14 protein-coding genes and 1 pseudogene are annotated in these 21,143 nt (G+C 34.3%); 4 read left to right on the top strand and 11 right to left on the bottom strand.

Going from position 1 to position 21,143, the window contains the following annotated elements; translation table 11 throughout:
* Window positions 1-53: 53 nt before the first annotated feature.
* The 6 genes from addA to HMPREF3264_RS08780 all read right to left on the bottom strand — a co-directional run bounded on the left by addA (window position 54) and on the right by HMPREF3264_RS08780 (window position 10,796).
* Window positions 54-3,710 carry a helicase-exonuclease AddAB subunit AddA gene (addA, locus tag HMPREF3264_RS08755; protein WP_070873037.1) on the bottom strand — a complete coding sequence of 1,219 codons (3,657 nt, stop codon included), beginning with the start codon at window positions 3,708-3,710 and terminating at the stop codon, window positions 54-56.
* Complete coding sequence (gene addB, locus HMPREF3264_RS08760) at window positions 3,710-7,165, bottom strand: helicase-exonuclease AddAB subunit AddB (RefSeq protein ID WP_070873040.1); 3,456 nt, start codon at window positions 7,163-7,165, stop codon at window positions 3,710-3,712. Before addB ends, addA begins: the two co-directional genes overlap by 1 nt.
* A gap of 136 nt (window positions 7,166-7,301) precedes the next feature.
* On the bottom strand, window positions 7,302-7,877 hold the full coding sequence (gene lepB / locus HMPREF3264_RS08765) for a signal peptidase I (RefSeq protein WP_070873042.1): 576 nt from the start codon (window positions 7,875-7,877) through the stop codon (window positions 7,302-7,304).
* 21 nt (window positions 7,878-7,898) lie between these two features.
* Window positions 7,899-8,417, bottom strand: coding sequence for a signal peptidase I (lepB, locus tag HMPREF3264_RS08770; RefSeq protein ID WP_070873044.1), 519 nt, complete (start codon window positions 8,415-8,417; stop codon window positions 7,899-7,901).
* A 4-nt stretch (window positions 8,418-8,421) separates the two neighbouring features.
* On the bottom strand, window positions 8,422-8,997 hold the full coding sequence (locus HMPREF3264_RS08775) for a TVP38/TMEM64 family protein (RefSeq protein ID WP_037541249.1): 576 nt from the start codon (window positions 8,995-8,997) through the stop codon (window positions 8,422-8,424).
* A 467-nt stretch (window positions 8,998-9,464) separates the two neighbouring features.
* The gene (locus tag HMPREF3264_RS08780; protein ID WP_070873046.1) at window positions 9,465-10,796 is read right to left on the bottom strand and encodes a glucose-6-phosphate isomerase; all 1,332 of its coding nucleotides are present in this window, start codon (window positions 10,794-10,796) and stop codon (window positions 9,465-9,467) included.
* A gap of 347 nt (window positions 10,797-11,143) precedes the next feature.
* Here HMPREF3264_RS08780 and HMPREF3264_RS08785 point away from each other — a divergent pair, with 347 nt between their 5' ends.
* The 3 genes and pseudogenes from HMPREF3264_RS08785 (at window position 11,144) to HMPREF3264_RS08795 (ending at window position 14,990) form a co-directional block, all read left to right on the top strand.
* Window positions 11,144-12,349 (top strand): argininosuccinate synthase, encoded by a 1,206-nt coding sequence (locus HMPREF3264_RS08785; protein WP_070873048.1) that lies wholly within the window; start codon window positions 11,144-11,146, stop codon window positions 12,347-12,349.
* Complete coding sequence (gene argH, locus HMPREF3264_RS08790) at window positions 12,339-13,721, top strand: argininosuccinate lyase (protein WP_070873049.1); 1,383 nt, start codon at window positions 12,339-12,341, stop codon at window positions 13,719-13,721. Before HMPREF3264_RS08785 ends, argH begins: the two co-directional genes overlap by 11 nt.
* Before the next feature lie 178 nt (window positions 13,722-13,899).
* Window positions 13,900-14,990: pseudogene (locus tag HMPREF3264_RS08795) on the top strand (glycerophosphodiester phosphodiesterase).
* A gap of 67 nt (window positions 14,991-15,057) precedes the next feature.
* Here HMPREF3264_RS08795 and HMPREF3264_RS08800 read toward each other — a convergent pair.
* The 5 genes from HMPREF3264_RS08800 to HMPREF3264_RS08820 all read right to left on the bottom strand — a co-directional run bounded on the left by HMPREF3264_RS08800 (window position 15,058) and on the right by HMPREF3264_RS08820 (window position 20,589).
* Window positions 15,058-16,302, bottom strand: a complete 1,245-nt coding sequence (locus HMPREF3264_RS08800) for a Glu/Leu/Phe/Val family dehydrogenase (RefSeq protein ID WP_002441801.1) — start codon at window positions 16,300-16,302, stop codon at window positions 15,058-15,060.
* Window positions 16,303-16,411: 109 nt separating this feature from the next.
* Entirely contained in the window at window positions 16,412-17,602 is a 1,191-nt protein-coding gene (locus tag HMPREF3264_RS08805; protein WP_070873051.1) for an ornithine--oxo-acid transaminase, read from the bottom strand.
* 326 nt (window positions 17,603-17,928) lie between these two features.
* On the bottom strand, window positions 17,929-19,053 hold the full coding sequence (locus HMPREF3264_RS08810; protein ID WP_070873053.1) for an NADH-dependent flavin oxidoreductase: 1,125 nt from the start codon (window positions 19,051-19,053) through the stop codon (window positions 17,929-17,931).
* 335 nt (window positions 19,054-19,388) lie between these two features.
* Window positions 19,389-19,769 carry a S1 domain-containing post-transcriptional regulator Ygs gene (ygs, locus tag HMPREF3264_RS08815; RefSeq protein ID WP_002441796.1) on the bottom strand — a complete coding sequence of 127 codons (381 nt, stop codon included), beginning with the start codon at window positions 19,767-19,769 and terminating at the stop codon, window positions 19,389-19,391.
* Window positions 19,770-19,995: 226 nt separating this feature from the next.
* Window positions 19,996-20,589 (bottom strand): peptidylprolyl isomerase, encoded by a 594-nt coding sequence (locus HMPREF3264_RS08820; RefSeq protein WP_070873055.1) that lies wholly within the window; start codon window positions 20,587-20,589, stop codon window positions 19,996-19,998.
* Window positions 20,590-20,654: 65 nt separating this feature from the next.
* On the opposite strand from HMPREF3264_RS08820, the gene HMPREF3264_RS08825 reads away from it, so the two are divergent.
* Window positions 20,655-21,035 (top strand): kinase-associated lipoprotein B, encoded by a 381-nt coding sequence (locus tag HMPREF3264_RS08825; RefSeq protein WP_002441791.1) that lies wholly within the window; start codon window positions 20,655-20,657, stop codon window positions 21,033-21,035.
* Window positions 21,036-21,143 lie beyond the last annotated feature (108 nt).

Below are 21,143 nucleotides of genomic sequence, written 5' to 3' on the forward strand. Positions count from 1 at the left end.
CGCTTACGAGAAACATGGCAAATTTTTAACTTTTTATTCTTTTATTTGTTCGATTATTTATCAATTTCTAACATACCAAATTTGAAGAAATAGAGATATCCTTTAACTGGTTGTTTAAGTATTGTCTCTAACGTATTACGATAATACTTCATTTGAATTTGATATTTTTCTTTAAGTTGTTGACCAATTTCATCATCGGTCATACCTTTTCTTCTATTGAATGCATCTGTTTTATAATCAACGAAATAGTATGCGCCATCCTTTTGGAAGATTAAATCAATCATACCTTGAATAATTGAAACGTCTTCTTCCGACTCAGGCAATTGATCTACTTTCGCTTGATTCACAACAAATGGTAATTCAGTATACACTTTATCCGCTTGTGCGATTTGCATATACAGATTACTTTCAATAAAACTCATAATTTCATCAAATTTAATATCTGCTTTAGCATCTTCTTCAATAATATTACGTTCGATTAATCCGTCTACATATTGATCTAGCTCTTCACTAGTCATACGCCCTTCTTTAAAAGGTAAATGCTGCATGACTGTATGCATTAAAGTACCGATTTCATTGGCTTTACGCTTTTTATTTTGACTTAAAAATTGAGGACGTTCATATGTAGCGACCCCAATACGATATTGTCTGACTCTGTCATAGTTCGTGTCACTTTCTTCTGTTTCAAGCTGACGCTTCAATTCAGACACAGACTGTTTTGAAGGTTTCAAAGTATCCTCTTGATATGGATATTGATATGTCAGTTGTTGATGAATTTTAGCTTTAACGTCATCATCGCCACTATTGATGTCATCCATATCACTCACTGTTCGGCGTTCATTTTCAGGGGTAACTTCTTCAGTAGATACATCTTCGTAGTGATCTACAACGATGGATACCCTTGGCTTCATTTCAGAATTGAGTGTTTCAATATCCTGTTCAAACTTCTGATCATGAGGTAATGACGCACTTTGATGCTTTGCAAGAATACTATAGATTAATTTAAATGAATTCTTAGCAGTTAAACGCTCATTTACAGCAATATGATTCCCAGATATTGCTAATTGTTCAAGATCGGTTAATTCTTTTTCTTTTTTAACCCTACCTATCAAGATGAGTTGTTCTTTCGCACGTGTTAATGCGACGTAAATTAATCGCATTTCCTCAGAAATATGTTCCTTACTATTAATTGCTCTGTAAGCTACTGAGGATAGAGATGGATAGATCATTTCCTTTTCAGTATCGAAATAATCCATACCTAAACCATATTGTTGATTTAAAATGACTGGCTTAGTCAGATCGCTTTCATTATATTTCTTAGAAAGTCCAGAATAGATGACGAATGGGAATTCCAAACCTTTACTACTATGAATAGTCATCATTCTAACGACATTATCGTTCGGCCCAACAATATTTTCCTCACCGAAGTCTCTTCCACGGTCAATCAATTCATCAATAAATCGAATAAATTGGAACAATCCTCTAAAGCTAGAATTTTCGAATTCTATAGCCTTATTAATGAGTCCATAAAGATTAGCTCTTCTACCCTTGCCACCGAGAAGACCACTAAAATATTGAATAACAAAGTGGTCGTTATAAAATTTATCAATTAATTGGTAAACAGGTTCACTTTGACTATAAATCTGATATTTTTTTATATCTTTGATAAATCGTTTTAACTTATCAACAAGTTGAGCATTTGCGTTGTCGTCTTTAATATAGTGTTCTATTGATTGATAGAAATAGATATCGTTAGGACTTATCACTCGAATTTCAGCTAATTCATCTTCTGTAAATTGATAAATCACTGAACGCATTAAACCAACAAGATAAATATCTTGCAAAGGATTATCTACAGTTCGTAAAAAAGATAATACGAGTCGAACTTCAGTTTGTTCAAAGTATCCTTTTTTACTTTTAACATGAAAAGGAATGTCACTATTTTTAAACGCTTGTTGAAGATTTCGAGCATTATCAGTATTTCTCTCTAATATGACTATATCTTTGTAGGTCGCATTTCTATACGTCCCATTTTTCATATCGTAAACTTGTCTATTTTCGATGATATCTTTTACTTGTTCAACAATGTAGTCCGCCTCTTGTTCGCTACCTGTTAAATCACTAGACTCCTTATCCGCTTCAATTAATGCACGAAGTTGTACGGGATTCTCAGCTTGATCATATGGCGCACCGTAATAAAGTTGAGCCGCATCATCATAGGTGATTTCTCCTACATTTTCATCCATCATATGTTTAAATAAATAATTTGTTGTAGAGAGTACCTCTTGTCTAGAGCGGAAGTTTTGTGACAAGTCAATAACCATGCCTGAATCTTGACCATCACTTGTAAAGCGATTGTATTTTTCAATAAAGAGACTGGGATCAGCCTGTCTAAATTTATAAATCGACTGTTTTACATCACCTACCATGAACAGATTCCCGTTATGTTCGTCACCCGTTTTAATACATGACAAAATCTTTTCTTGTACACGGTTTGTATCTTGATACTCATCGACAAGTATTTCTTTAAAGTGTTCTCGATACGTTTCGGCAATATGAGAAGGTGTCCCATCCTCATTAGTGAGAATTTGTAAGGCAAAGTGTTCATAATCTGCGAAATCCAATAAATTGCGACTACGCTTTTGCTTGCTAAACGCCTCAATCACATCTTTAACGATTTGAGCTAAATATGCTACTCTCGGTGCCAATTTTTGCATATCTAACTTCAAATCTTCTGCGCTTCTTGAAAAGTAGTTATTTTTCACTTCAGTGACTAGTTCTTTGTAATGATCATAGTGTTTCTTAGCATCGTTTAATGCCTCTTCCATACCTTCATTTGTTTCTTTAATTTTCTTGGATATAGAAGGAAAACGACTTACAAATTGATGAGACACAAGCGCGTCAGTGTGAATAACTTCTCCTTCTATCACTTTAGAAACAAATCGACGCTCATCTTCAACGACTTCTAAATGTTTCTCCACATCCTCTAACATAGAGAATAAATCGAAACTCTTTTGTATTTCTTCATGAGCTGCTTTTAAGAAAATCATAGCCAAATCATTTAATAATTTTAATAATTGAGCTTGTTGTTCTTCATCTCTATAAGGATGAGATAATTGATTCAACCATTCGAAAGGATTAGGATTCGCAATACTAAAGAAGTACATACGTTTAATAATGTCTCTAAATTGATCATCATTTCTATCAGATGATAATTGTTCGGTTAAATCTATAAAATCTGGATCTAAAATATCATAATGGCGGTCTAAAACATCATCAATCGTTTGATCGAGTAACAACACATTTTCAGCTTCATTACTTGTTCTGAAATTCGGATCAATATCTAATACGTCATAATGTTGTTGAATTAATTTCAAACAAAAACTATGTAACGTTGAGATTTGAGCTTGATGAATTTTAATGCGTTGATTTTTTAAATGTTCATTATTCGGCTCTTCTATTGAAGCTTCTTGAATACGCTGGTCAACCCGATGTTTCATCTCACGTGCACTTAAATTTGTAAATGTTACGACTAATAAGCGGTCAACATCAATTTTATCTCTTAAGATACGCTGAATAATACGTTCTACTAAGACAGCTGTTTTACCTGATCCTGCTGCAGCAGCAACAAGCACGTCTTGACCTTTCGCATAAATACTACGCCATTGTGCGTCAGTCCAAATCACATCATTCGGTTTAGTAGGAATCATCACTTGTCACCACCTTCGTCGATCATTTTTTGAATTAATTCCAGAGGTTTAATGGTTTCATCTACTGTGCGATAGCGTTTACTATCTATCATGCCATCGACATGACATACAGATTGATAACTACAAAATTGACATGGCAATGTGTTTTTGTATTTTAAAGGTGCCACTTCAGTGTGACCATCCATAATATGTGTCGCAGTGTCGATGAAATTATTCTTGTTATGTTGAATAAATTGGCGAATAACGTCTTCATCAGCTACACGACTGGTATTCTTACTGATTGCACCTTTAGTTGTTAAACCAAGAGGGACAATATCTGAAGTAAAACTTGGTTCCATACGACTATCTATCGCATCAATGACTTCTTCATCACTATTTAGAAGACCACTCATCTTAAAGCTTTTAATTAATTCTTTATCTAATTTTTCTTCATCAATTTTGGACCAATTTTCAAATTTAATACGCGGTTCATGAACATGGAAATAAAGTAGACCACCAGGTTTAACAATATCTGTGAGACCTAATCTTTCTTGATTTTGCAAAACGATATCCATGTAGGTCATCATCTGCATTTGCAAACCGTAATATACTTTCGTTAAATCTAATGTAGCGCTGCTCGTTGATGATTTATAGTCAATGATATTAACATAACTATGATCACCTTTAGTATACGTATCAATACGGTCAATCTGCCCCCGAATATTAATAGGAATAGCTTGTTTAGTGTGTAAAGGTTGTGCTACCAATTCCTCTTTATTTTTAGGAGATTTGCGGAAACCTGTTTCGAATCTTTGAGGTACAAATTTTGAAAATCCAGTTTGATACTTCAATGCACTTAATGTTGTCTCTACAATTGAACCTATTCTTCTAGATAAATACTTATAATACGCCGAAGAATTTAATAAATTAAATTGAACTTTAGGTAAAATCATTTCCAGCGCTTCTTCTGTTAATGCTCTGATTTTCTTGCGATCTAAGTTTTTAAAGTCTCCTTCAACGCGATCAGAGATATGTTTCAGCACTGAATGGAAAATATCTCCTAAATCAAAGTTTTGTAATTCATACTTAGTACGTTCATTTAAACGTAAACCATGTGAAGCATAATGTTTAAACGGACATTGTTGATAACCTTCAAAACGAGACACACTTGCATTGATTGTTTTTCCATATAATTCTTGCGTTAACGATTCGTTAAGTTGTATTGTTTCGTTGTCGTACGTAAGTGATGTGATTAAATAGTCTAGACCTTGATTGAGTCGCTCATCATCTCGTATGACTTGATACGCATCGAGCCATCTTATATCTACATCCTCCGCACGTAAGGCATCAAATAATTCAATTTTAGTTTGATGAACATGTTGCATTAGACTGATTGGTTGTTCTTCATGTTCTTGATGAATGTTAGTGATCTCTAAATGATGATACATGTCTTTAATTTGTGATAGAAACGGGCTGATTTCCTTTTCATCACCAGAATTGCCCATTAAACTATATGAAAATGTCACCTTCTGGCGTGCACGTGTCATAGCAATATAACAAACAAATGCTTCATCCATTTGTAAAATATCTGAAGTAGGACTTAATTCTATATCAGCATTTTGTTCGAAATATTTCTTCTCTTCATCAGTAATCAAACTAGAAGAAGATACTGGCTGTGGCAAGGAACCATCATTCATACCTACCATATAAACATGTTGCTTATTATCCACTTTAGCCAAATCCATTGTACCGATACTAACTTGATCCAATGTTTGAGGTATCATAACGAACTCAAGTTGTTCTAAACCTATATCGAACACCTCAAGAAATTGTTTCAAAGTCATATCTTGTGCATCAAATACAGTAACTAAATCATCTAATATTTGTATGAAACCATTCCATATTTGGTCAATTTCTTCAGCCTGTTGATGCGCTCCTGCTACATCTAATTCATCTCTTTCTGTCATTAGTTGATTTGGTAATTCAAAATATTCCATACTTTCGTAAAAAGCAGTCGCAAAATCTCTTACAGTAGTTGCTTCGCTCATCGCTTTTTCAAAATAAAGCACTTTATCAATCACATTATTCTTCAGACGAATGACTTCTTCATATGTTTCTCGTTCTTCAGGCGTTAAAGCATGTGATTTACGTCCCATCTTGTTAAACTGCTCAACATTAAAAATGTCTTCATCTAACCAACGTTTACCATAAACACCACGTTCTAGGACAAAATTTTCAAGTAAATCTATCAAATAACTACTATTCTTAAGTTGCGATGTCAGTATGTCAGTCTTGAATAGACGTAGCATGGCATTAATATTCCACTTGGATTGAATCACTTCTATTAAAGAGCGAATCATTTCCATGATTGGATGATGTGACATTGATTTTTTCGTATCTATATTAAAAGGAATATCGTACAAAGGAAAAATAGAGTCGAATAAATAGGCATATGACTCATCACGATACAAAATTGCAATATCTTGAAACCTTAATTGATGATCGCGTACGTCTCTTAAGATTCTTCGTGCTAATTCATTCACTTCTTCTCGCATACTGGAAGATTCAAGTATTTCTACAGCATTTGAATGCCCTTGTGGCGTCATTTGTAAAGCATCAAAGTCACTTTCTAAATGTTTGAGCTCCTCATTTTCAAAACGGTAACGATGACTAAATTGTGTTTTATTCAGCTCAATATTTAAGTGACTGGCAATGTCCTCTAAGTGAGCCAAAACCTCAGAGGGCTTTCTAAATAAACTAAACTGGTCTTGATTACCATCCGTGGTTAATAGTACTGTCACTTTCTTCGCGTGTTGAACAAGGGCTTCAATCATTCTATATTCAAGTGTTGAAAAGTTATGGAAACCATCAATAAATATTTCGGCACGTTTTAACCATTCTGATTGCGACATTTGATCTATAAATTGCTCTAAACTATCCTCTGTGGTTATAAATTCTCCACTCATACGTGCTTCTAAATGTCTGTATATGAGAGAAATGTCTTCTAATTTATGTTGCGTTCGTGTTTGTAATTGATGTTCAGAAATAAATTGTTCTAAATGCTCAGGTGTGACGCTATATTTTTTAAAGTCTTGAATTTGCTCAGCAAGCTTTTCACTGAATCCATAATATCTGGATTGCGAACGGTACAATTTAAGTTCTGACTCATGTTGCTGGACAATGTGATAAATCATCATTTCCATTGCGGCTTTAGATAACCTTTGCTCTGTAAACCCGCCCACTTCTTGAAAAACACGATGACTTAATCTTTCAAAGTGAAGGACTTCTGTTCTTAAACTACCATTCAGTTCAGGATCATTGACAAAGGCTTGTTCAAGTTGAAATGTACTTTGTGTTGGAGCAATTAAAATGATAGGGTCACCTAATGGATCTTGTTTCATTTCGTTCTTTATATAATCAAGCATAGATGCTGATTTGCCCGTACCAGCTCTACCGATATATGTATTTAATTCCATGACATTCCCTCACTCCTTTACCTTTAATATTATCACATCAAAGTCTTGTTCTAATATAAATAGAAATGGAGATCTCTATAAAATTTATTTATAGAAATCCCCATCGTTGATGTTCTTCTGTTAAGTTTTTATATACTTAATTTTTAGTGTGATCTGGATTGAAATTAGATTTAAATTCGCTAAATGGCCAGAATCTAAATGAAACTTTACCTACGATTTGATCTTTATCTATCAAACCAAATGAACGACTATCTTTACTTACTTCACGATTATCACCTAATACTAAATATTTACCTTTAGGTATCACATTTGATTTAGGATTCGCATTTGGTAAGTCTTTAACTTTAAAAGTACCAGTAATATACTCAATTTGTTTACGCTTTTCATTATAGTTTAAATATGGTTCTTCTTGCTTTTTACCATTGATATATAATGTATCCTTTTTATATTGAACACTAAAGCCTGAAAAAAAAAACACACGTTTGACATAGTCATCTTTTTTATTAGCGTGGAAGACAATGACATTTCCTTTTTCAACACCACCGATTTTATAACCAATGATGTTAACCATGACACGTTCACCATCTTTTAACGTTGGATCCATGGAATCACCTTTAATTGTGTATGGCTTAGCTACAAATGTTTTGATTGCAAATATAAGTGCAAGCGCTACGGCAATGGCGACAATCCACTCCATAATTTCTTTTTTCAATTTTTACACCTCTTCTAATTCCTAAAATTGATAGGCAAATTCTTTAAATGGGGAATATTTTAAACTTACATCGCCAATGATATCCTTTTTGTCAATCAAACCATAGCGTCTTGAGTCTGATTTGTCACTATCTTTATCATTTAATACGACATATGAACCAGGCGGAACTGTATCTCCATCTGAATTTTTAATATCACGTAATGCAATGTTATTGATTTGTCTATGTTTGGCATACTTATCATTTACACGTCTATCATCTCTGTATAAATGATGATTTCTAATTTCAATTGATTCTCCAGGCTTACCAATGATTCTGCTAAAATGAACTCGCCCATCTTGTCGATACATAATAATATCACCATGGTCAAGTAAATCGAAGGTAACTTTAATTTTATTTACAATCACTCTATCATCTTTATTTAAAGTTGGGGACATACTTTGATCTGGTATGACTGCGCCTATAATAATAAAGCTTTGAATGAATAGTACAATAATAATTGCAAAAATTAAGGAAATCAAATATTTAATCGCACGTCGCACATTTTCACTCCTTAGTAGAACCCATGAAATGTTTTTCTACTTTTTTACTAATAAACCAAAGTGCAACGAGTAATAATAGCATAATAAGCGCGCGTATCGGATTAGTAAAAATGGTAGTTACTTCCCTTCCCATTACTCCTAAAATAGTGATTGAAATTAGTTTTGAAATAGTTAATACAATAAAGTAATACTTAACTTTGATATGAGATAAACTCGCTACTAGATTAATCAACGTATTTGGTGTAAATGGAAAGCATAATAATATAAATAAAGGTATTAAACCTTGTCTATCTACAAAACTTATAAGTCTCTGAACGGACTTTCTTCTTTTAACACTTTTCATTCTCTCAGTATTCACAAGTTTCTTACACACTAGAAATACTGTAAATGTACCAGTTACGATGCCTAACCAACTGATGATAATTCCCGGAATTGAACCATATGCGTGCATTAATAGTACAACATATAGCGTCAAAGGTAACACAGGCACAATTGCTCTAAGGTAGAGCATGATGAACCCAGGAATATATCCGAATTGCCGAAATACGTCAAACCATTCTTCTAATTGATGAAACGACAAAACATCAAATCCTTTCTAGGGTTAATATTACTTTATTATTATAGTGGTAATTTACGCTTTTTGAAACAACAAAATTTTGTTAACAATATAAATCAGTCCTTAGTTGTAAGGCTCTATGAATGAAATTGAGCAATATGGGGAGTGGGACAGAACTATAATTTAGCAAAATTATTTTCGTTGTCCCACTCCCAACTTGCATTGTTTGTAGAATTTCTTTTTAAGAAATTCTCTATGTTGGGGCCCCGCCGGGTGTTGGGGCCTCGCCGGCAAGGATGGCTAGGATTGAAAGAAGCTTGATATAAGCGCACTTTCAATTCAGACATCTACTGCCAATATGTTAAGGAAAGCTGAGACAATTAATTATGTCCCAGCCTCGTAAAAATGCCAACACCTCAAGTATATAACTCAAGACATTGGCATTTATTTTTAATGATATATGGTAAAACGAGACCTAATCATATTACATATTATAAACGGTCTTCTAATTCTTTTTTCTTATCTTCAAATCCTGGTTTACCTAATAATGCAAACATGTTTTGTTTATACGCTTCAACACCAGGTTGGTTGAATGGGTTAACACCTAATTGATAGCCGCTCATCGCACAAGCAAGTTCAAAGAAGTAAACAACATAACCGAAAGTTTCTTCATCTAATTGAGGGATGTTAACTACAATATTAGGAACGCCACCGTCAGTGTGTGCTAATAATGTACCTTCGAAGGCTTTCGTATTCACTTCATCAATTGTTTTACCTGCTAAGTAATTTAATCCATCTAGATCGTCGCTATCCTTTTCAATTGTAATATCATGTCTCGGATGATTGACTTTCACAACTGTTTCGAATAAGAAACGACGTCCCTCTTGAACATATTGTCCTAATGAGTGTAAATCTGTTGTGTAATTGGCACTTGAAGGATAGATACCTTTGAAATCTTTACCTTCAGATTCACCGTATAATTGTTTCCACCATTCATTGAAATATTGCATAGAAGGCTCATAGTTAATTAACATTTCAGTTGTATAGCCTTTGCTATATAAGATATTACGAATAGTTGCATATTGGTACGCAATGTTTTGATCTAAATCTTCTGATGATAATTCTTCACGAGCTTTAGCTGCACCAATCATAATGGACTCAATATTGATACCTGCTGTTGCAATTGGTAATAGACCTACTGCAGTTAATACAGAATATCTTCCACCTACATCATCAGGCACAACAAATGTTTCATAGCCTTCATTATCTGCTAATTGTTTCAATGCGCCTTTTGATTTGTCAGTAGTAGCGAAAATACGTTTCTTAGCTTCATCTTTACCATATTTATCTTCAACTAACTGTTTAAACAATCTGAAAGCGACTGCAGGTTCTGTAGTTGTACCAGATTTAGAAATTACATTAACTGAGAAATCTTTATCTGCTAAATAGTTAACTAATTCTTGCGTATAGCTTGAAGATAAATGATTTCCTACAAAAACAATTTCAGGATATTCAGTACTTGTTCTAAATGAAGAAGTTAACATTTCGATTGCTGCACGTGCCCCTAAATATGAACCCCCAATTCCAATCACTACAAGCACATCAGAATTTGATTTAATACGTTTAGATGCTTCAACAATTCTTGAAAATTCTTCTTTATCATAATCAACTGGTAAATCTAACCAACCTAAGAAGTCGTTACCTGCACCAGTGCCTTTATGGATAGTATGATGAATCGTTTTAACGATATTTTTTTGTTGTTCTAATTCATGTTTGTCGAAAAATTCTAAAGTTTTACCATAATCTAATTGAATATGAGTCATCTTATTGCCTCCTATGTTATGTACTAAATTAATTTTACTAAGTTTGTATGTGCTATTCAATTCACAAGTTTAACTCTTCTATTGAAAAGTGAGTTTTCTGTGACTTTTATCACAAAATATAATTAAATAAACTTTTCTTTCTTCAGCTTACTATTAATATATTATTCATTTTACAGAATTTTTAAATATATCAAAAACACTATTATATCGAACTTTAAACATTATACATAAAACTAACTGGATTTTTACTTTTGAATATTTATGTAATAAAATGGTTTTATTTTCATTAACAATCTGCTATGATGTAGCCATATTAAAATTCTGAAAATTATTTGAGGTGTAAACTTATGAAAGAAAAAATCGTTTTAGCCTATTCAGGCGGTTTAGATACAAGCGTTGCGGTACAAAGGCTTATTGATAAGGGTTACGATGTCGTTGCATGTTGCCTAGACGTGGGAGAAGGAAAAGACTTAGACGTGGTATACCAAAAAGCGTTAGATATGGGTGCAATTGAATGTCACATTATCGATGCAACTCAAGAATTTAGCGATGATTATGTGAGCTATGCAATTAAAGGGAATTTAATGTATGAAAATGCATATCCATTAGTTTCTGCACTTTCTCGTCCATTAATCGCCAAAAAGTTAGTAGAAATAGCTGAAAAAACAAATTCTGTAGGAATTGCACATGGTTGTACAGGTAAAGGGAATGACCAAGTACGCTTTGAAGTGGCAATCAAAGCATTAAATCCTAACTTAAAAGCTTTTGCCCCAGTTCGTGAATGGGCTTGGAGTAGAGAAGAAGAAATTGATTATGCGATTCAACACAACATCCCTGTATCAATTAATCACGATTCACCTTACTCTATCGACCAAAATTTATGGGGAAGAGCAAATGAATGTGGGATTTTAGAGGATCCTTATGCTGCGCCGCCTGAAGACGCATTTGACTTAACAACACCTCTTGAAGAGACACCAGATGAGGCTGACGAAATTATCATTTCATTTAAACAAGGTCTTCCAGTTCAAATCGATGGAAAAGCCTATCCACTCGATGACCTTATCTTGTACTTAAATAATCTTGCTGGGAAACATGGTATAGGAAGAATTGACCATGTTGAGAATAGAATGGTAGGTATTAAATCAAGAGAAATTTATGAAACACCAGGTGCGGAAGTATTACTTAAAGCGCATAAAGCATTGGAAACCATTACGTTAACGAAAGATGTTGCACATTTTAAACCTGTTATTGAAAAGCAATTTTCAGAGCAAATATATAACGGGCTATGGTTCTCACCTCTTACAGATAGTCTAAAACTCTTTATTGATAGTACACAGCAGTATGTTGAAGGTGATGTGAGAGTTAAATTATTTAAAGGCAATGCTATCGTTAATGGTAGACAGTCTCCATATACTTTATATGATGAAAAGCTTGCGACATACACTAAAGAAGATGCATTTAATCAAGAAGCAGCTGTTGGCTTTATCGACATCTATGGATTACCAACACAGGTCAATGCGATGTTACATGGAGGTTATAGTAATGAGCAATAAAGCTTGGGGAGGTAGATTTGAAGCGCAACCTGAAGATTGGGTTGATGACTTTAATGCTTCAATAGATTTTGATAAAAATCTAATCAATCAAGATGTACAAGGCAGTATTGCACATGCAACGATGCTCGCGAATCAAAGTATTATTTCACAAGACGAAGCAGAGGCAATTATTAAAGGGTTAAAAGAAATTCAAAAAGATTTCAATGAAGGTCATATTGAATTCAAAGCTTCTTTAGAAGATATACATCTGAATATTGAACATGAATTAATCCAACGTATCGGTGAAGCTGGAGGTAAATTGCACACCGGACGTAGTAGAAATGATCAAGTGGCAACAGATATGCATTTATACACGAAAGGACAGGTCCAACATATTATTGAGCTCATTGAATCCTTCCAGCATACGATTGTCAATCTGGCTGACCAACATGTTGAGACAATTATGCCTGGGTATACACATCTTCAACGCGCACAACCTATTTCATTTGCACATCACATATTGACTTACTTCTGGATGTTAGAACGTGATAAAGGTCGTTTTGAAGATAGTCTGAAACGTATCGATATTTCCCCACTAGGTGCTGCAGCTTTAAGTGGGACAACACATCCGATTGATAGACATGAAACTCAAGATTTATTAGGATTTGCGCATATTTATGAAAATAGTCTAGACGCAGTAAGCGATCGTGATTACATCGTAGAAACATTGCATAATATTTCGCTTACCATGGTTCACCTTTCTCGTTTTGCCGAAGAAATCATTTTCTGGTCAACCGATGAAGCAAAATTCATTACCCTATCAGATTCATTTTCAACTGGATCATCAATTATGCCTCAAAAGAAAAACCCAGACATGGCTGAACTCATCAGAGGTAAAGTGGGTCGAACGACTGGTCACTTAATGAGCATGTTGGTTACACTCAAAGGGCTACCTCTCGCATATAACAAAGATATGCAAGAAGATAAAGAAGGTCTATTTGATGCAATTCACACAATTAAAGGTTCTTTACGTATATTTGAAGGTATGGTTGCTTCAATGACAGTTAACACAGATCGACTTAGTGAAACTGTGAAGAAAGACTTTTCTAATGCAACAGAACTTGCAGATTACTTAGTAAGCAAGCATGTGCCTTTCAGAACCGCTCATGAAATCGTTGGAAAGATTGTTCTAGATTGTATCCATCAAGGGATTTACCTTCTAGATGTACCTTTATCTGAATATCAATCTCATCATTCGAGTATTGAAGAAGATATTTACGACTACTTAACTCCGGAAAATTGCTTAAAACGTCGTAAAAGTTATGGATCAACAGGACAAGAATCTGTAAAACATCAATTAGAGGTAGCGAAATCTTTACTAGCTAACTCATAATAAGTGAGTATAAGAACGCAAATGTAAATATTAAACACCTAAATGATACAGTTTATTGAGATTACTTTAATAAATTTTGAAGTTACTAAATTTTAAATTAATATATTGTAAAATCGCCTTTCATCCTTTCAAATTATTGTAATTTTAAGATATCACTTTAATTTGAAAGGATGTTTTTATGTTCAAATCTAAAAAAGTTATTTTCACAAGTTTGACTGCTTTATCGATTGGTCTAGCTAGTGTAAGTGCACCTACTTTTGCCAATGAAACTGGATTAAAAGGAAACCAAAACACTTCTATGAATTCAAAAAGCACATCTACTCAAACTCATCAATCAGCAACACATCAAACATCGAACACTACAACACAATCCAGCAAAAATCAAAATTCTCAACATCCTCAGTTTAAACGACAACCAGAAGCTGATTCTGTAAGTGGTAAAACAAATGATAAGCACAAAAAATGGGCTAAAAATTTAACTGGAGAAAATTCACTACCATCGCGCATAGAGGTGCAAGTGGATATGCCCCTGAACATACATTTCAATCCTATGATAAAAGCCATAACGAATTAGGCGCGTCATACATAGAAATTGATTTACAGCGAACAAAGGACGGTCATTTGGTCGCAATGCATGATGAGACTGTAGACCGTACCACTAATGGTCATGGTCGAGTAGATCATTATACTTTGAAACAATTGAAAAAATTGGATGCTGGAAGTTGGTTTAACAAAGCACATCCTGAATATGCGAATAAAAAATATAAAAATGCAAAAGTACCTACATTAGATGAAATTTTAAATAGATATGGTAAAAATGCGAACTACTATATTGAAACAAAATCCCCTAATGTTTATCCAGGTATGGAGAAACAATTACTTAATACTTTAAATCAACATGGTATGCTTTCTAATCATTCATTAAAAAATGGTCACGTGATGTTGCAGTCATTTTCTGGAGATAGCTTACAAAAGTTACATCAAATGAACTCACATGTCCCACTCATCAGATTGATGAATAAATTTGAATTATTAAATGCCTCAGAACAAGATTTAAAAGCAATTAAATCTTATGCGATTGGCGTAGGTCCAGAATATACAGATTTAAATATTAAAAACACTCGACACCTTAAAGATTTAGGATTCTTAGTGCATCCTTATACAGTTAACGACGTAAATGATATGAGACGATTAAATCAGTATGGCGTCGATGGTGTCTTCACAAATTATGCGGATCAATATAAAGCAGTTTCAAAAACACAACAATAATGAATATAAAAAAGACTTTGTGATGAGCTTGAATTGCTTCACAAAGTCTTTTTATAATTGATTCTTATTATGCCCAACCGCGGTAACGTGCAGCTTCTGCCGTACGCTTGATACCAACAATATAAGCAGCAAGTCTCATATCAATTTTTCTATTTTGAGATAATTCATAAATTGTATCGAATGCAGTAACTAATTTATCACGTAATTTTTCATTTACTTCTTCTTCTGTCCAATAATAACCTTGGTTATTTTGAACCCATTCAAAGTATGAAACTGTTACACCGCCAGCACTTGCAAGTACGTCAGGTACAAGTAAAATGCCACGCTCAGTTAAAATACGTGTTGCTTCAGGCGTCGTTGGTCCATTTGCCGCTTCAACGACAATGTCAGCTTTAATATCATGCGCATTATCTTCTGTAATTTGGTTAGAGATCGCAGCTGGCACTAAAATATCACAATCTAATTCGAATAATTCTTGGTTAGAAATTGTATCTTCAAATAAGTTTGTTACTGTACCGAAGCTATCGCGACGATCTAATAAATAATCTATATCTAAACCATTAGGGTCATGTAATGCACCATAAGCGTCACTAATGCCAACAACTTTGGCACCTAAGTCATATAAAAATTTAGCTAAGAAACTACCAGCATTACCAAAACCTTGAATCACTACTTTAGCATCTTTAACATTCATACCTCTACGTTTAGCCGCTTGCTCAATTGCGATAACAACACCTAATGCAGTTGAACGGTCGCGTCCTTGAGAACCACCTAATACGATAGGTTTACCTGTGATGAATCCTGGTGAGTTGAATTTATCAAGTGCACTGTACTCATCCATCATCCATGCCATAATTTGTGAGTTAGTAAATACATCAGGTGCTGGAATATCTTTGTTTGGTCCAACGAATTGAGAAATAGCTCTTACATAACCACGAGATAAACGTTCAACCTCATGAATACTCATTTGACGTGGGTCACAAACGATACCACCTTTACCGCCACCATATGGTAAGTCAACAATACCGCATTTTAAAGTCATCCACATAGATAATGCTTTAACATCTTCTTCATCAACTTCCGGATGGAAACGTACCCCACCTTTAGTAGGACCGACAGCGTCATTGTGTTGCGCACGGTAACCAGTAAATGTTTTAACGGTACCATCATCCATACGCACTGGAATGCGAACTTGTAAAAATCTTAATGGTTCTTTAATAAGATCGTACATTCCGTCGTCAAATCCCAATTTGTGTAATGCCTCTTTAATAATTCCTTGTGTGGAAGTCACTAAATTATTATTCTCAGTCATGATCCTATTCGCCTCTTTTTTAACTAATGATTTCGCTTTCAAATGTTATTGTAACACAAGTATACGCTTTTTAAAGAGTTTACAAAGCGAATGTTACAACTTTTTGAACTTATTCAAACACACTTTTAATCTTCTCTATCGCTAAGTCTAATTCCTCTTTAGTAATTACTAATGGTGGTGCAAATCTAATCACCGTATCATGTGTTTCTTTACACAATAAACCCTTTTCTTTTAGTGCTTCACAGTATGGTCTAGCACTTTCATGAAGTTCAATACCAATGAATAAACCTCGACCACGAACTTCTTTAATGGAAGGATGTTCAATATTTTGTAATTCAGATTTGAAATACTCTCCTAGTTCTAATGAACGACCTGGTAAATCTTCATCAACAATGACATCTAATGCCGCAATTGAAACGGCACATGCGAGTGGATTTCCACCAAATGTTGAGCCATGAGACCCTGGTGTAAACACATCTAGCACCTCATTATCAGCTAAGACAACTGAAATAGGAAGTACGCCACCGCCCAATGCTTTACCTAGTATATAAACGTCTGGTTTAACATTGTCCCAATCTGTAGCGAATAATTTACCTGAACGGCCTAACCCTGCTTGAATCTCATCTGCAATAAATAAAATATTATGCGCATCACATAATTCTCTAATTGCTTTAAGATAGCCTTCTGGTGGTACATTAATGCCTGCTTCACCTTGAATAGGCTCTACCAAGACAGCAGCAGTGTTCTCATTAATCGCTACTTTAAGTTTATCTACATCACCAAAATCAACTTTACGGAAGCCATCCAATAATGGGCCATAGCCACGTTGATATTCCGCTTCAGATGACAATGATACAGGCGCCATTGTACGTCCATGGAAATTACCATTAAACGCAATAATCTCTGCTTTGTTAGGTTCAATGCCCTTAACATCATATGCCCAACGTCGTGCAGCTTTAAGAGCAGTTTCAACTGCTTCAGCCCCTGTATTCATCGGAAGCGCTTTATCTTTGCCTGCTAATTTACAAATTTTTTCATACCATAAACCCAAGTTATCACTGTGAAATGCACGCGATACTAATGTGACTTTATCTGCTTGATCTTTCAATGCTTGTATAATTTTCGGATGACGATGCCCTTGATTCACCGCCGAATAAGCTGAAAGCATGTCCATATATTGATTGCCCTCTGGGTCTTTAACCCATACACCCTCTGCTTCTGAAATAACAATTGGAAGTGGTACGTAGTTCTGTGCCCCATAGTGGTTTGTTAATTTAATAATTTCTTCAGATTTAGTCATAATATCTCCCCTTTGTTTTAAAATAATGAAAACGTATTACCAATATCATAACTTATTTCTTACGGCTCTCATACTTATTTTTGATTGAAAATGGAAACCCAACAAACACTGTGTCAAAGGCATTCTTCACAACAATATTTTAGAGTTAGAAAAAGTATATTTTATTTATGAAAGCCCTTACAAGTATAATGACACAACTCTGTTACAATTTACAAGCAAAACTTTCTATAATTTCACAATTTTTAAAATACAGTTTGCAACATTTTGGTATAAAAAATAATCCAAGCCCTACATGTTAAAAGTAGAACTTGGATTAAACTTATTTCCTATTTATCTTTACGTGGTAATGGATAAAATCCTTCATTGAATTGTTGCCATAAGTTTGGTGGTAGATGATGCTTATCTTCTCTATTAGGATCGAATTCGTTAATAATTTCATCCTCACGACCGTCTTTAATTTTACCAACGAAGTCATAGTCAAGTAAGATTTCTCGTCCTAATGCAACTAATTCTACACCCACGTCATTGACAGCATGTAACGCATCATCACGTGTAAATACTGAACCTATACCCACAAGCGGCATACGACCATTAATCCAATGATGGATAAGTTTAAGACGATTTTCTCCTTTATATTTACCTTCACGTGTTTCAGAATCAATATCCATGATGGATACATGAATATAATCTAGTGGTTCATTAGCGATTTGGTTAATTAATTGTTCAGTGATTTCCATTGAAATGCCTGGTGATTCAACTTCTTCTGGTGATAATCTATAACCGATAATAAAATCATCAGAAGCGTATTCTTTCTTAGCTTTAACAACTTCATTAATTACAGCCATTGGGAATTTGAGGTTATCAGCCCATACATCGTTTCTTCTATTATAATAAGGAGAAACAAACTGATGAATAAGATAGTGGTTAGCACCATGAATTTCCACACCATCAAACCCTGCTTCAATTACTCTACGTGTAGCTTCACCAAAATCTTTAATAGTTTGTTCGATTTCATCTGATGTCATTTCACGTGCATCATGAGCTTCTTGTCCAAAACTTTTAAGTGTCATAGGACTTGGAGCTACAACATCACCTTGAGGTGTTAAGTTAGGTAGTGATTGCGCGCCACCATGATGAATTTGAACGAGCGCTTTAGCACCATTTTTCTTCATTGCTTGTGCGAGTGTTTTTAATCCTTCTATATCTGAATCATGCGCAACTGATGGCTGTCCTGGAAAAGCTTTTCCTACATCGTTAATATTACTTGCTGCATTGATAGCTAAACCGACATCTTTAGAGCGCTTCTCAATATAAGGTACTTCCACATCAGAAATCGTACCATCATCATTTGATGAAATATGGGTTAACGGAGCTAAAACAAATCGATTTCGTAACTCTACGCCATTTGGTAAAACGACTGGTTCGAATAAAGGTTCATATTTACTATTCATGTTATTGATACTCTCCTTATTTTAATGCTGTCATGAATATATCATGTAAGTTTCATACAACCCTAATTATTTGCTTGCACGTGCATATAAAACTAGCAACACTAAGAGATGGGTTACAGTAGCATACTTCGTATTGTTTAACTCCTTTGTCGCGGGCATGACTTGGGAGCGATACAGTAATATCATTTCGTAAAACGATTATCGTTATTCCTCTATATCCCTAAATATAAGAAAAAACGATAACCTTCACGAGATAATGTCGTAAAGATTATCGTTATTATGTGATTTCTTGCCCTTCGCAAGCTTCATCACATATGGCACGAATGTACAGTCATTCAGTCATTACGAATCGCACGTTTTGACTGTTTGATCCAGACCGGTAAGCGTTCTTCAAGTGTTTGAAACCCATACTTTTCCGTCTCTCTTATTTCATCTAAGACTGACTGCTTTTCTTTTTTACGTTCATAATTTTTAAAGTAATCATTATCCTTTAAAGACAAGTTCAGTTTACCTTCTTCATCGATTGATAAAATTTTAGCTTTAACAACTTGCCCTTCAGATAGAAATTTCTTCAAGTTATGGACATAATCATCCATGATTTCAGAGATATGGATAAGTCCTTCAGTATGGTCAGGGGTCTCAACAAATGCGCCATACGGTTGAATACCAGTCACACGTACCTTGATATGTTGACCTACTTTGTAGTGATTATTCAACGTGATAACCCCTTATTTCGATTTTTCTTAACACACATATCATAGCATAAATCATTTTTTTGGACTAACTAAAACGATAATAAATTTCAATTATTCTAAAAATTATTGTGCGAAACGTAATGCTACCCCGTTCAACTTCTAAGATTAACCAAAATAAAAAAGCTTTAAGTCGCATGGTTTGCATCAACACATTACAACTTAAAGCTCAAACGTTTATCTTTTAAATTTATTCTTCAACATCAATTGATTCGATAACCACGTCATAAACTGGTTTATCTTGTGCACCAACTTTTGTATTCGCAATATCTTCTAAAGTAGATTCACCATCAATTAATTGACCAAATACAGTATGTTTTTGATCTAACCAAGGTGTACCGCCCTTTTCACCATAAGCTTCTACAATTGGTTGTGGCCAGCCACCGTCAAGTAATTGATTTAACATATTTTCAGGAACTTCTTTCATTTGAACGACAAAGAATTGAGAACCATTTGTATTAGGTCCAGCATTTGCCATAGAAAGTGCCCCATATAAATTGAATGCTTCTAATGAAAATTCATCTTCGAAAGCAGCACCATAGATACTTTCACCGCCCATACCTGTAGCTGTTGGGTCACCACCTTGAACCATGAAATCATTGATTACTCTGTGGAATGTCACACCATCATAGTATCCATTTTTAGAATGTGTAACAAAATTTTCAACTGTTTTAGGTGCAATGTCTGGGAATAACTTAAATGTCATGTCACCTTTGTTCGTATGCATGACAACTTTAATTTCATTATCTTGAATCTCTTTATTTAACTGAGGATAGTTCGTCATTTAAATTCTCCATTCGTGTTATGATATATGCATATATTAACACATTTGAAAGGTAGGAATATAGCATGTTATATCGATTTGCTCACAAGACAGGAAGCTACGGTGTGAGTATTAAAGAAGATGATGGTGATCAAGTCTTAGTCCAAGTGGAACAAGTGATTAAACATCCTAAACAAGGTGATTTGCACAATCCAAATGAAACTGAAGGTGTCTTCTTCCATGAACGCAAAGCACTAAGTCACTTCGAAAAACGTTACGCCAAACGTTCACAACTGAGAGAATTCAACGTTGAAGAAATGAACTATGAAGATTCACTTCAACAAGCCATTACAAATTTAGAACACCAACTAGAAGAAGACGATTCTGAACATGCACGTCTATCACTTAAAAATTTAAACGCACTTAAAGAAGATTATTCAATTCAATATAAAAGAAAATTCACTTAAAAATCATATTAAAATAACATCAATAGACATGAATTTATAAAAATTTTTACCCAAATTTTGACGTGTTTCTTCTTATTTAACAGTCCTTTAAAATCAATGCTTATAAGC

This window comes from Staphylococcus sp. HMSC62A08 (genome assembly GCF_001839105.1).
Lineage (GTDB): Bacteria > Bacillota > Bacilli > Staphylococcales > Staphylococcaceae > Staphylococcus > Staphylococcus caprae.

Coding starts and splice junctions, on each gene's coding strand:
- addA (WP_070873037.1), bottom strand. CDS start 3,710: ATGATTCCTACTAAACCGAATGATGTGATTTGGACTGACGCACAATGG.
- addB (WP_070873040.1), bottom strand. CDS start 7,165: ATGGAATTAAATACATATATCGGTAGAGCTGGTACGGGCAAATCAGCA.
- HMPREF3264_RS08780 (WP_070873046.1), bottom strand. CDS start 10,796: ATGACTCATATTCAATTAGATTATGGTAAAACTTTAGAATTTTTCGAC.
- HMPREF3264_RS08785 (WP_070873048.1), top strand. CDS start 11,144: ATGAAAGAAAAAATCGTTTTAGCCTATTCAGGCGGTTTAGATACAAGC.
- argH (WP_070873049.1), top strand. CDS start 12,339: ATGAGCAATAAAGCTTGGGGAGGTAGATTTGAAGCGCAACCTGAAGAT.
- HMPREF3264_RS08800 (WP_002441801.1), bottom strand. CDS start 16,302: ATGACTGAGAATAATAATTTAGTGACTTCCACACAAGGAATTATTAAA.
- HMPREF3264_RS08805 (WP_070873051.1), bottom strand. CDS start 17,602: ATGACTAAATCTGAAGAAATTATTAAATTAACAAACCACTATGGGGCA.
- HMPREF3264_RS08810 (WP_070873053.1), bottom strand. CDS start 19,053: ATGAATAGTAAATATGAACCTTTATTCGAACCAGTCGTTTTACCAAAT.
- HMPREF3264_RS08820 (WP_070873055.1), bottom strand. CDS start 20,589: ATGACGAACTATCCTCAGTTAAATAAAGAGATTCAAGATAATGAAATT.
- HMPREF3264_RS08825 (WP_002441791.1), top strand. CDS start 20,655: ATGTTATATCGATTTGCTCACAAGACAGGAAGCTACGGTGTGAGTATT.